This window comes from Rhizobium aouanii (assembly GCF_037002925.1).
GTDB classification, from domain to species: Bacteria; Pseudomonadota; Alphaproteobacteria; order Rhizobiales; family Rhizobiaceae; genus Rhizobium; species Rhizobium aouanii.
The window spans coordinates 69,443-81,100 of record NZ_JBAMYD010000013.1 but is presented as its reverse complement, the minus strand read 5'-3'; the positions used below and the strand labels follow the sequence as shown (position 1 = coordinate 81,100).

11 protein-coding genes are annotated in these 11,658 nt (G+C 62.0%); 7 read left to right on the top strand and 4 right to left on the bottom strand.

Translation table 11 applies throughout. From position 1 onward, the window contains the following. Positions 1-32: 32 nt before the first annotated feature. Positions 33-1,652 (bottom strand): ABC transporter substrate-binding protein, encoded by a 1,620-nt coding sequence (locus V8P77_RS22445; protein WP_335914320.1) that lies wholly within the window; start codon positions 1,650-1,652, stop codon positions 33-35. 285 nt (positions 1,653-1,937) lie between these two features. Here V8P77_RS22445 and V8P77_RS22440 point away from each other — a divergent pair, with 285 nt between their 5' ends. Next, positions 1,938-3,272: an LLM class flavin-dependent oxidoreductase gene (locus V8P77_RS22440; protein WP_335914319.1), complete on the top strand. Its 1,335-nt coding sequence runs from the start codon at positions 1,938-1,940 to the stop codon at positions 3,270-3,272. A gap of 45 nt (positions 3,273-3,317) precedes the next feature. Here the strand turns inward: V8P77_RS22440 and V8P77_RS22435 are convergent, their stop codons facing one another. Both V8P77_RS22435 and V8P77_RS22430 read right to left on the bottom strand, forming a co-directional pair. Next, complete coding sequence (locus V8P77_RS22435; protein WP_335914318.1) at positions 3,318-3,566, bottom strand: type II toxin-antitoxin system Phd/YefM family antitoxin; 249 nt, start codon at positions 3,564-3,566, stop codon at positions 3,318-3,320. Between the two features lie 49 nt (positions 3,567-3,615). Further along, on the bottom strand, positions 3,616-4,686 hold the full coding sequence (locus V8P77_RS22430; protein WP_335914317.1) for a substrate-binding domain-containing protein: 1,071 nt from the start codon (positions 4,684-4,686) through the stop codon (positions 3,616-3,618). A 109-nt stretch (positions 4,687-4,795) separates the two neighbouring features. Between V8P77_RS22430 and V8P77_RS22425 the strand changes: the two genes are divergently transcribed. The 6 genes from V8P77_RS22425 to V8P77_RS22400 all read left to right on the top strand — a co-directional run bounded on the left by V8P77_RS22425 (position 4,796) and on the right by V8P77_RS22400 (position 11,154). Continuing rightward, positions 4,796-5,830 (top strand): Gfo/Idh/MocA family protein, encoded by a 1,035-nt coding sequence (locus V8P77_RS22425; RefSeq protein ID WP_335914316.1) that lies wholly within the window; start codon positions 4,796-4,798, stop codon positions 5,828-5,830. 11 nt (positions 5,831-5,841) lie between these two features. Continuing rightward, on the top strand, positions 5,842-6,744 hold the full coding sequence (locus V8P77_RS22420; protein ID WP_335914315.1) for a sugar phosphate isomerase/epimerase family protein: 903 nt from the start codon (positions 5,842-5,844) through the stop codon (positions 6,742-6,744). Between the two features lie 62 nt (positions 6,745-6,806). Continuing rightward, a complete protein-coding gene (locus V8P77_RS22415; RefSeq protein WP_335914314.1) occupies positions 6,807-8,039 on the top strand; it encodes an ABC transporter substrate-binding protein in 1,233 nt (410 codons plus the stop codon). 321 nt (positions 8,040-8,360) lie between these two features. Next, a complete protein-coding gene (locus V8P77_RS22410) occupies positions 8,361-9,263 on the top strand; it encodes a carbohydrate ABC transporter permease (RefSeq protein WP_028743425.1) in 903 nt (300 codons plus the stop codon). After that, positions 9,260-10,087 (top strand): carbohydrate ABC transporter permease, encoded by an 828-nt coding sequence (locus tag V8P77_RS22405; RefSeq protein ID WP_020047677.1) that lies wholly within the window; start codon positions 9,260-9,262, stop codon positions 10,085-10,087. The genes V8P77_RS22410 and V8P77_RS22405 overlap by 4 nt, the downstream gene beginning before the upstream one ends. Next, positions 10,084-11,154 (top strand): ABC transporter ATP-binding protein, encoded by a 1,071-nt coding sequence (locus tag V8P77_RS22400; RefSeq protein WP_335914311.1) that lies wholly within the window; start codon positions 10,084-10,086, stop codon positions 11,152-11,154. Before V8P77_RS22405 ends, V8P77_RS22400 begins: the two co-directional genes overlap by 4 nt. 2 nt (positions 11,155-11,156) lie before the next feature. Here the strand turns inward: V8P77_RS22400 and V8P77_RS22395 are convergent, their stop codons facing one another. Further along, entirely contained in the window at positions 11,157-11,657 is a 501-nt protein-coding gene (locus V8P77_RS22395) for a nuclear transport factor 2 family protein (RefSeq protein WP_335914310.1), read from the bottom strand. Position 11,658: the final 1 nt, after the last annotated feature.

The window sequence follows — 11,658 nt, the reverse complement described above, 5'->3', positions numbered from 1 at the left end:
GGGCCTCTGGAAGAGAATTGCCGCCGATCCTATCACGATTGCAGCGCCGTATCGCCCCAGTTCGAGACGGCCCAGCGCGGATTGTCCGAGACGTTGAGCACGCTGTCGCGTGCGACGGTGATGAAACCCCATTCCGCGACGTTGATCAGCGGCAGATCGGCGACGACGAGCTGCTGGAACTTGCGGTACAGATCGGTGCGCGCCGCCGTGTCGACAGTCTCCGAGGCCTGCTTGATGATCTTGTCGAGCTCCGGATTGACGTAGCCGCCCTGATTGGAGAAGGGCACGCCGGCTGGCGTCCCGGACTGGACGAGAATGGTGGTGGAGATCGCCGGATCACCACGGAAGACCGGCGGACCGACGGCGAGGTCGAAGTCGTGGTCGGTATAAACAGCCTTCTGGTGCGCGGCCGCATCGGCATTGACGATCTCCGCGTTGATGCCGATCACCGCGAGCGCCTGGCGAAGATAATCGCCGAACTGCCGGGTCTCGTTGAAATAGGGCGCGGGGCGAAGCTTCAGCGTGAAGCGGTTGCCGTCGGGGCCTTGCTTGTAGCCGGCCTTGTCAAGAATGTCATTGGCGGCAGCCGGATTGAAATCATAGGCCGCGACATCCGGCGTATAAAACTGCGGCGCATTCTTCGGCACCGGGCCGGTCGAAGCGGCGGCGTAGCCGAGGAAGATCGTGTCGACCACGAATTTCTTGTCGATCGCCTGGGCAATCGCCTGGCGGACCCTGAGATCGGCCAGTTCCTTGCGGCGGTGATTGATCTCGACGACGAGCTGGTAGGTCAGGGCCTCATAGCCCTTCGAAATCACCTTGATGCCGGCGACTTTCGAAATGCGGTCGAGATCGGCCAGCGGCACGGCCGAGAAGGCGGCAAGCTGGATTTCGTCTGCTTCGAGTGCCGCGCCCGCAGCCTCGCGATCGGGCAGCACGCGGAAGATGATCTCGTCGAGTTTCGGCTGCTCCTTGTCCCAGTAATTCTCGTTGCGCGTCAGCCGGTAATATTCGCCGGGCTTGTGTTCGGCGAACTTGAAGGGCCCTGTGCCGATCAGCGTATTGTTGGCAGGATTGGTGGCGATATCGGTGCCGTCGAAAATATGCTTGGCAACGACGCTGGTGACAACAGGCAGCGCGTTGCGGATCAGCTGGAACGGCGTCGGCTTGGAGAAGCGGAAGATGGCGGTGTAATCATCGGGCGTATCGACGGCTTCGAGATTGGCGAAAACCAGGCGGCCCAGATTCTGCAGCGGCTTCCAAATGTTGAGCGCGGAGAAGGCGACATCGACCGAGGTGAACGGCTTGCCGTCGTGCCAGGTGACGCCGTCGCGCAGTTTGAAGGTGACCGAGAGGCCGTCATCCGAGCCCTCCCAGGAGGTGGCGAGGCGTGGTGAAAGCCCGTCCTTGCCGTCGAACGACGCTTCGGCGAGCGGCTCGATCACCTTGCTTGCGACGAAGAAGACGCCGTTCGAGGCGACGATGGCAGGATTGAGGTTCTTCGGCTCGGAATCGGCCGCAACGATCAGCCGGCCGCCGCCCGGGTTCGTCTGCGCGGTCTGCGCGAGCGCCTGCCGGGCGAGCGCCGTCGAGGCAAGGAGCAGGGCGGTGCCCTTCATCAGCGTGCGCCTGGAGATAGATGGTACGGTCATGACCCCTCCTGATCGGTGAACAGATCGCACGACTATATTCGAAGCGAAAAGATCATTGCGACGGATATTAAATTCAAATGCGCAAGCCGGGCGAGATATTTTTCTGCCCTGCGCGCATTCGCCTGAGCAAACCGTGCCGCGTTCACACGACACGCAACCTGAGAGGAAATGAAATTCCCGCCGGAAATTATCGCAGCCGGCCTCGATTTGATTTCGGCGACCACCTACGTAACCGATATCCGATGCGGGGCAGGCGGCCGCCTTGCCCGATCCATGAGGAAAGTCATGACCCCACGGCAGTTGCGCCTCGGCGCCTTCATGCGTCCCGTCAGCCTGCATACCGGCGCCTGGCGCTATCCCGGTTCCTATCGCGACGCCAATTTCAATTTCGCCCATCTGAAGTCCTTCGCGCAGGCGCTGGAACGGGCGAAATTCGACGCCTTCTTCATGGCCGATCATCTTGCCGTGCTCAACATGCCGGTCGAGGCGCTCAGGCGCAGCCACACCGTGACCTCCTTCGAACCCTTCACGCTGCTGTCGGCGCTTGCGGCGGTGACGGAGCGTATCGGCCTCGTCGCGACCGCGTCCACCACCTTCGACGAGCCCTATCACATTGCCCGGCGTTTCGCCTCGCTCGACCATATTAGCGGCGGCCGCGCCGGCTGGAACATCGTCACGACGTCCAACCCCGACGCCGCGCTCAACTTCGGGCTGGACGAACACATGGAGCACGGCGAACGCTATCACCGGGCGCGGGAGTTCTACGATGTCGTGACCGGCCTCTGGGATAGTTTCGCTGACGACGCCTTCATCCGCGACCGGGAAAGCGGCCTGTTCTTCGATCCGGGCAAGATGCATGTGCTCGGCCACAAGGGCGAAGAACTCAGCGTCCGCGGACCGCTCAATATCGCCCGGCCGCCGCAGGGTTGGCCCGTCATCGTCCAGGCCGGCCAGTCTGACCCCGGCCGCCAGCTTGCCGCGGAGACCGCCGAAATGGTCTTCTGTTCGCCGCGCGATCTGGCCGCCGGCAAGGCGCTCTATGCCGATATCAAGGGTCGCATGGAAGCCATCGGCCGCAACCGTGACCATCTGAAGATCCTGCCCGCCGCCTTCATCATCGTCGGCGACAGCATCGACGAGGCACGCGCCAAACGCGCCACGCTCGATAGTCTGGTGCATTACGACAGCGCCATCGCTTCGCTTTCGATCGCGCTCGGCCATGACGCGTCCGACTTCGATCCCGACGCACCGCTGCCATCAGACATTCCCGACACCAATGCCAGCAAGACCGGCCGCGCCCAGGTACTGAAGCTTGCGGCGGAGGAAAATCTGACGGTGCGCCAGCTGGCGCAGCGTTATGGCGGTTATGCCGGCCTTGCCTTCGTCGGCACGCCGGCCAGCATCGCCGACGAGATGGAGCGCTGGCTTGACGAGGAGGGTTCGGACGGTTTCAACGTCGTCTTTCCCTATCTACCGCAGGGTCTCCTCGACGTCACCGAACGGCTGGTTCCCGAGCTGCAGCGCCGCGGCCTGTTCCGCAACGAATATCAGGGCACAACGCTGCGCGAACATCTTGGATTGCCGCGGCCGGAGAACCGGTTTTTCGCCGCCAGTGCGTAAGACGCTACGGGCAATCCTCGCGGGGCAAGACGATGCCTTTAACCGTCAGAATTCGACGGTCCTGTTGTCGAAGCCCAGCCGCGCGGGTTCGAATTCCCTTTCATCCGCGGAGGGATCGCGCAATGCCTCAAACAGCGTCTTCGGCGTCCAGTTCACCCGAAATTCAGCATAGCTGACAAGGACATAAGCCGCTTCGCCGCGATCTGTGATCACCAGCGGCCGCTCGCTCGCTTCCTTCTTTGCCTTGCTCGGATTCCGGTTGAAGGCTGCGCCGGTCATGAAGGATATTTTCATCGAAACCATCCAAATTACATCAAGAGGAAATATACCCGACCTGCCGGTCTCAGACCATGGCCCCCACATCGAACGCGTCGCTTTCGCCCGCCATCAGTTCGAGGGGCCAGATGATGTTGCGGTCGCCTCCCGGATAGAACTGCCGATAAGCCGGCATGGTGGCGAGAAGCATCCGGCCGAGCGCGACGCCGAGATCGTAGAGCGAGATGCGGAAGCAGCTCAGCGACGGCTGCAGGAACCGTGCGCGCGGTGCATCGCGGAAGCCGATCACCGCAAGGTCGCGGCCGGGCATGACGCCCGATTCCATCAGGCGGCGGTAAAGGCCGATCGCCATCAGCTCGTAGATCAGGATCACCGCCGTCGGCCGCTCTTCGAGCAGCAGCAGCTCATGGGCCGCCTGATAGCCGCCCTGTTCGCTCGACCTGACGCGGATGACGAGGGACGGGTCGAACGGAATGTCGTGCCGCTCGAGCGCCCGGCGATAGCTGTCGATAAAGAGATAGCCGAGGTTGGCTTCGCTCGACGGCGCGGTGATCGCGATCCGGCGGTGGCCCAGCGCGATCAGCCGCTTGACGGCATGGTCGGCCACGCCCTCGAAATCGAGATCGATCCAGGGAAAATTGCCGGCCGAAAGGCTGCGGCCGAGCGCGACGAAGGGAATCTTTGCCCGCGACAGAAAATCGATGCGCCGGTCGACGCGCTGCGTGTCCGAGATGATCATCGCATCGACGATGCGCCGCGCCACCATCCGCTTCAGATATTCGTGCGGGTCCTCGTCGCTCGGGCAGGGCAACATGATGAGATCGAGCTTGTGTCGGGCAAAGACGCTCTGCAAGCCGCTGGTGACGCCGAGGAAGAAGTTGTCGGCGTTCTCGACCGTCTCCTTGCTGGATTCGATCATCAATCCGATGACCTTCGTCTCCCCCTGCCTCAGGCTCCGCCCAGACTGGTTGGCGACATAGCCGAGTTCCTCGGCCGCCGCCAGCACCCGCCGGCGGGTTTCCTGATTGACATCGGGCTTGCCGTTCAGCGCGCGGGAGACCGTGCCGATCGAGATATTCAAGTGTTCGGCAAGCTGGCGAATCCCCTTCGTCGGCTGCGATTTTGTTTCAGTCTGCAATTTCGCATTTCGCCTCTATTGACACGGTAAAATGTTTCCGCATACAGTCGTAAACGTTTACGGAGTGCGTGTCACGAGGAGAGTTGACACCATTCCCCTGGAGGAAATCGTGAAATTCAGTGCCATTCTGTGCGGATGCGGAGCTATGTCCAAAGGTTGGTTGCGAGCCATCGCTTCCAACCCCCTCCTGGCCGACTCCATCACCATCGTCGGCCTCGTCGACCTGAACCGGGAGACGGCGGAAAAGCTTGCCGCGGAGTTCGGCCTTGACGGTGCCGTCATCGGTTCGGACCTGTCCGACGTCATCGCGGCCACAAAGGCCGACCTGGTCTTCGACATCGTCATTCCGGCCGCGAGATACGACGTCGTTTCCACCGCACTTAAGGCCGGCTGCCATGTGCTCAGCGAAAAGCCGATGGCGGCCTCGCTTGCCGAGGGTGCTGCGCTGATCGATCTTGCCGCCGAGACCGGTCGCATCCACGCCGTCATCCAGAACCGCCGCTTCATAACAGGCGTCAGGCGCCTTCGCCGCTTCGTCGAAAGCGGCGCGATCGGCGAACTCACCGGCATCCATTGCGACTTCTTCATCGCGCCGCATTTCGGCGGCTTCCGCGAAGAGATGGACAATGTCCTGCTTCTCGACATGGCGATCCACACCTTCGATGCGGCCCGCTACGTCGCCGGCAGGAAGCCGCTCGCCGTCTATTGCGTCGAGCGCAATCCGAAAGGTTCCTGGTACAGGCACGGCGCCTCGGCCAATGCCATCTTCGAATTTTCCGACGACATCGTCTTCACCTATCGCGGCTCCTGGTGCGCCGAGGGCGAGCGCACCAGCTGGGAAAGCCAGTGGCGCCTCGTCGGCTCGAAGGGAATGCTCACCTGGGATGGCGAAGAGAATTTCAAGGCGACCATTGCCGGCGAAGAGCCCGGCCTTCTACGCGGCGCTGCTGCCGTAAACGTTCCCGGTCCGGAACATGACGAGGAGACCAATGGCCACGCCAGCGTCATCGCCGACTTCATCGCGGCGATCGGCACCGGCAAACGGCCCGAGACGGTCAATTCCGACAATATCCGAAGCCTTGCCATGGTCTTCGGCGCGATCGAAAGCGCCAAGACGGGCAGGCGCGTCGAAATTTCAGCATAGGATGACGTGACGTGAGCAACCCTGCAAAATCCATTCGTATCGGCACCATGGTCAGCGGCAACAAGGGCGATGCCGCCACCCGCATCGGCGAGATCGCCGACTTGGGCTTCGAAAGCTTCGAACCCTTCTTCTGGCAGACGACCAAGGGCCAGGACCTTGCTGAGCTCGGCAAGCGCTGCCTCGATGCAATCGGCGACCGCGACATCACCATCTCGACGCTCGGCATGTTCGGCAATCCGCTGGAAGAGACCGCGATCGACCTGGAGACGCTGCAGGGCTGGAAGGACTGCATCGACAATGCCCATCACTTCGGCGCCACCTGCGTTGCCGGCTTCACCGGCCGCATCCGCGGCAAGCCGCTGACCGACAGCCTGCCTCGCTACAAGCAGATCTGGAGCGGGCTTGCCAAACGCGCTGCCGACAAGGGCGTCAAGATTGCCTTCGAGAATTGCGCCATGGACGGCAACTGGGCAAGCGGCGACTGGAACATCGCCCACAATCCCGATGCCTGGGAACTGATCTTCAACGAGACGCCTGACGATAATATCGGGCTGGAGTGGGAACCGTGCCATCAGATGGTCTATCTGATCGACCCTTTGCCGCAGATCCGCAAATGGGCGCACAAGTTCTTCCACGTCCACGGCAAGGACGCGACCATCCGCTGGGAGGTCATCAAGGAACACGGCATCTTCGGCAAGGAGAAGTTCGTCTTCATGCGCACGCCGGGCTTCGGCGACAGCAACTGGACCGACATCATTTCCGAGCTGCGCCTTGCCGGCTGGTCGGGCTCCATCGATATCGAAGGCTGGCACGACCCGGTCTATCGCGACGCGCTTGAAATGACCGGCCAGGTCTATGCGCTCAACCACCTCAAGCATGCCCGGGGCGGCGAATTCGTCGTCGATCCGGTCTGATGATATCGTGGCCGGCAAGGAGGAATTGCCGGAAACGGGGATAACCACAAAGGAGGAGAATCATGGCTATCCGAAAATATGCAATTCTGGGCGCTCTGGCGCTCGCAGGCATCTCGCTCACCGGCCTTTCGGCCAGGGCCGAAGACGTCACGCTGACGCTCTGGTCGCTGGACAGGGACATCCAGCCGGCGCCGAACCTCGTCAAGGAGTTCAACGCCCAGAACAACGGCATCAAGATCGAATACCGGCTGATCCAGTTCGACGACGTCGTCACCGAGGCCATGCGCGCCTATGCGACCGGCCAGGCGCCCGACATCATCGCCGTCGACAATCCGGAGCATGCGCTGTTCTCGTCGCGCGGCGCCTTCCTCGACCTCACCGACATGATCTCCAAGTCGACGGTCATCAAGCCGGCAAACTATTTCCCCGGACCGCTGAAATCCGTGGAGTGGGACGGCAAGTATTTTGGCGTGCCGAAGGCGACGAACACGATCGCGCTCTACTACAACAAGGACATGTTCAAGGCGAAGGGCCTCGACCCGAACAAGCCACCGCAGACCTGGGACGAGCTCGTCGAGGATGCGCGCAAGCTGACTGACCCCGCCAAGAACGTCTACGGTCTCGCCTTCTCGGCCAAGGCCAATGAGGAGGGCACGTTCCAGTTCCTTCCCTGGGCTCAGATGGGTGGCGGCGGCTATGAAAATATCAATGCCGAGGGCGCGGTGAAGGCGCTCGAGGTCTGGAAGACGATCATGGACGAGAAGCTCGCTTCCCCCGACACGCTGACGCGCGGCCAGTGGGATTCGACCGGCACCTTCAACTCCGGCAATGCGGCAATGGCGATCTCGGGTCCCTGGGAACTCGACCGCATGAGCCAGGAAGCGAAGTTCGACTGGGGCGTCACATTGCTTCCGGTTCCCAAGGAAGGCGCTGAACGCTCTTCGGCCATGGGTGACTTCAACTGGGCGATCTTCGCCACCAGCAAACATCCGGCCGAAGCCTTCAAGGCGCTCGAATTTTTCGCCTCGCAGGACGACAAGATGTTCAAGAATTTCGGCCAGCTTCCGGCCCGTTCCGACATCTCGATCCCCGAGACCGGCCAGCCTCTGAAGGATGCCGCCCTCAAGGTCTTCCTCGAACAGCTGAAATACGCCAAGCCGCGCGGCCCGCATCCGCAATGGCCGAAGATCTCCAAGGCGATACAGGACGCTATTCAGGCAGCACTGACCGGCCAGATGAGCCCGAAAGACGCGCTCGATCAGGCCGCGGATAAGATCAAGGCTGTGCTTGGCTAGTTGGCGTCGAGCCAGCGCTCGCTCCATCTTCTCCCCAGCGGGGGTCCGAAGGACGGGGCGAGACCGGTGGCTCGACCCAGGCAAAGATACCCAAAGTGCAGATGAGGGGGATGAGGAGCGACAGCGGCGAATGTTCTGAACGCAAGTGAAGAACAGCAGACGCCGAATTCGCCGCCCCTCATACGGCTGCCGCCACCTTCTCCCCCGCTGGGGAGAAGGGGATCCACCGATGGCTCAACAGCCATCCAACCATTTCCTCCCGGCAGGGGCCGTCTTCCGCATCATGCGCCAGGCGGCCCCGTTCGGAGAATCGGAGGACCCATGAAGAGGATCCTGATGAGCGTCAGGGACGGCCGCGGTTTCGATATCGTGCTGGTCGCTTTCCCGCTCGGCTTTCTGTTTCTGATGGCGGGGCTGCCGCTGATCTACAATGTCGTGATGAGCTTCCAGGAGGTCGACATGTTCAGCCTCGGCACCTTCTCGCGTCCCTTCGTCGGCTTCAAGAATTATACCGACCTCTTCGCACAGCCGGAAACGCTGCCGATCCTCTACAACACCGTCATCTTCGTTGTTGGCTCCATCGCCGGCCAGTTCCTGATCGGCTTCGGCCTGGCGCTGTTCTTCTGGGTCAATTTTCCCGGCGCCTCATGGATGCGCGGCCTGTTCCTGGTCTCCTGGGTGATGCCCGGTCTCGTCGTCGGCGCCATCTGGAACTGGATTCTCTCCGGCGATTTCGGCGTGTTGAATTTCATTCTCAAGGAAAGCGGCATCATCTCCGGCAACATCTTCTGGCGCTCGGATCCGCATTATTCGCTCTATGCCGTCATCATCGCCAATGTCTGGCTCGGCACCTCGTTCAACATGATCCTGCTTTCCGTCGGCCTCGCCGGCATTCCGGCCGATCTCTTTGAGGCGGCCGAACTCGACGGCGCCAATGTCTGGCAACGCTTCTGGACGATCACGCTGCCGATGATGCGTTCGACCATCGGCGCCATCATCGCGCTCGGCCTGATCTTCACGCTGCAGCAGTTCGATCTTTTCGCCGCGATCACGTCGGGCGGGCCGAACAACTCGTCGAACGTCACGCAATACTGGGCCTGGGATCTCTCCTTCCGCCAATACGACTTCGCCAAGGGCGCGACGATCTCCGTCATCATGATCGTCTTCGTCATGTTCGCGTCCGTCGTCTATGTCCGGTCCACACGCCACGAGGTGCGCGGATGAATACGACGAACCGCGACCGGCTGATGCTCGCGATATCGATCGTCATGGCGGCGATCTATCTGTTCCCGCTCTACTGGATGTACATCACCGCGCTGAAAAGCGGCTCGGAGATGTTCGCGACGCCGCCGAGCTTCTGGCCGACCTCGCCGCAATGGGGCACCTATGCCGCGGTCTGGGAAAGCCGCAACATGGGCCGCTATCTCTGGAACTCGCTGGTCATCGCTCTTGGTTCCGTGGCGCTGATCACCCTGCTCGGCGTCGGCTGCGCCTATGTGCTTGCCAGGTACCGCAACGTCTGGGTGGATATCGGCCTGTTCCTGATCCTGATGCTGCAGGTCCTGCCGGCCTCGCTGATGATCACGCCGATCTTCGTCGGCTTCTCGCAGATCGGCCTGCTTTCCACGCCGCGCCTTGCTGTCATCATCGCGGTCGCGGCAAAGAGCATGCCCTTTTTCGTCATCCTTGTGCGCGCCACCTTCATGAGCGTTCCCCAGGAGTTGGAGGAGGCGGCACTCGTCGACGGCAATTCGCGTGTCGGCGCCTTTTTCAACATCGTGCTGCCGCTCGCTCGCAACGGCATCCTCGTCAGCGCCATCCTGATCTTCATGCAGGCCTTCGGCGAATTCGTCTATTCGAAGTCGATGATCCAGGCGGCCGAGCTTCAGCCGGCAAGCGTCGGCCTCAATTCCTTCATGGGGCCGAACACCAACGAGTGGAACAACATCATGGCCTACGCCACGATGTATGTGACGCCGATCCTCGCCATCTTCGTTCTCTTGCAGCGCCGCATCGTATCCGGCCTCACCTCTGGAGCCCTCAAATGACCACACAGATCGAGCTCAGAGGCGTCAACAAATATTACGGCGCCTTCCACGCCCTGAAGAATATCGACCTCTCGATCGCCAAGGGCACTTTCGTTGCGCTCGTCGGCCCGTCCGGCTGCGGCAAGTCCACGCTGCTACGCTCGCTTGCCGGCCTCGAAAGCATTTCGTCGGGCGATCTCAGGATCGCCGGCGAATTGATGAACGGCGTGCCGCCGCGCAAGCGCGACGTCGCCATGGTGTTCCAGTCCTATGCGCTCTATCCGCATATGACGGTCGAGGAGAACCTGACCTACAGCCTGCGCATCCGCGGCATCGCCAAGGCCGAGGCCAAGAAGGCCGCCGAGGACGTGGCGGCGACGACAGGTCTTTCGCATCTCCTGAAGCGCTATCCGCGCGAGCTTTCCGGCGGTCAGCGCCAGCGCGTCGCCATGAGCCGCGCCATCATCCGCCATCCGAAAGCCTTCCTGTTCGACGAGCCGCTGTCCAACCTCGATGCCGCGTTGCGCGTCCACATGCGCAAGGAAATCCGGTCGCTGCACGACCGGCTGCACGCAACCTTCGTCTACGTCACGCACGACCAGGTCGAAGCGATGACGATGGCCGACCATGTCGTGGTGATGCGCGACGGCGTCATCGAACAGCAGGGCGCGCCGCTGGACCTATACGACCGGCCGGCGAACCGGTTCGTTGCCGGTTTCATCGGTTCGCCGGCGATGAATTTCATCCCCGCGATTGCCGCGGAAGACGGAAAGAGCCTGATCCTGGATTTCGGCGCGGTGAAACAGACGCTTGCGATATCACGCGCCATCGAACCCGGGCGTAAGCTCGTCGCCGGCATCCGGCCGGAACATATCGGCGTCGTCGAGCCCGGGCATGGCAGTTTCGACGTGCCGATCGCCTTCGTCGAATCGACCGGCTCCTCGACCTTCATCGCCGCGGCCACCCAGCCGGAACTGACGATCGTCGAGACGCGCCGCGACAGGGTCAAGGCTGGAGACATGATCGGACTGTCGGTCGATCCGGGCCAGGTCCATCTCTTCGACGCCTCGACGGACCGCTTGGTATAACCTCAGTCGAGCAGCCGGTCGGGCAAGGGTTTCAGCGGATAGGCCTGCCAGAAGAAGGTGTCGGCGGCTGCCTGATCGTAGGAGAAGTTGCGTGCCTCTTTGATCTTGCCGTTCTCGATGCGGAAGGCGAGTACCCAGACCGTATCGACATTGGCCACGCCGTCTCGTCCCGACCAGCCGCGATGCATGTCGATCACCCAGTTCTCGTCGGCCGTCAGCGCGATCAGCTCGGCGCGGAAACCGGCCTTGCCCAGCTGCTGGAAGAAGGCCGCCACCTCTTCCTTGCCGCGTTTGACGCCGGCCAGCGGATGGTGGCCGGGAATATGCCACTCGATATCGTCCGCGAAGAAGGCGGTAACGCGGCTCATGTCGCCGGTGCCGTAGGCGGCGTAATAATCGGCGATCACCCTGCGGTTTTCTTCCGGGCTTGCGGCCATGACGGTTCCTCCGGAAAAGAGTGCGGCTGAAACGAACAGGGCGCGAACGGGCGATGGTCTGCGCATG

What these genes read in the sequence shown, in the direction of transcription:
- V8P77_RS22445 (WP_335914320.1), bottom strand. Translation starts at nt 1,652, where the DNA reads ATGACCGTACCATCTATCTCCAGGCGCACGCTGATGAAGGGCACCGCC.
- V8P77_RS22440 (WP_335914319.1), top strand. Translation starts at nt 1,938, where the DNA reads ATGACCCCACGGCAGTTGCGCCTCGGCGCCTTCATGCGTCCCGTCAGC.
- V8P77_RS22435 (WP_335914318.1), bottom strand. Translation starts at nt 3,566, where the DNA reads ATGAAAATATCCTTCATGACCGGCGCAGCCTTCAACCGGAATCCGAGC.
- V8P77_RS22415 (WP_335914314.1), top strand. Translation starts at nt 6,807, where the DNA reads ATGGCTATCCGAAAATATGCAATTCTGGGCGCTCTGGCGCTCGCAGGC.
- V8P77_RS22410 (WP_028743425.1), top strand. Translation starts at nt 8,361, where the DNA reads ATGAAGAGGATCCTGATGAGCGTCAGGGACGGCCGCGGTTTCGATATC.
- V8P77_RS22405 (WP_020047677.1), top strand. Translation starts at nt 9,260, where the DNA reads ATGAATACGACGAACCGCGACCGGCTGATGCTCGCGATATCGATCGTC.
- V8P77_RS22400 (WP_335914311.1), top strand. Translation starts at nt 10,084, where the DNA reads ATGACCACACAGATCGAGCTCAGAGGCGTCAACAAATATTACGGCGCC.
- V8P77_RS22395 (WP_335914310.1), bottom strand. Translation starts at nt 11,657, where the DNA reads ATGCGCAGACCATCGCCCGTTCGCGCCCTGTTCGTTTCAGCCGCACTC.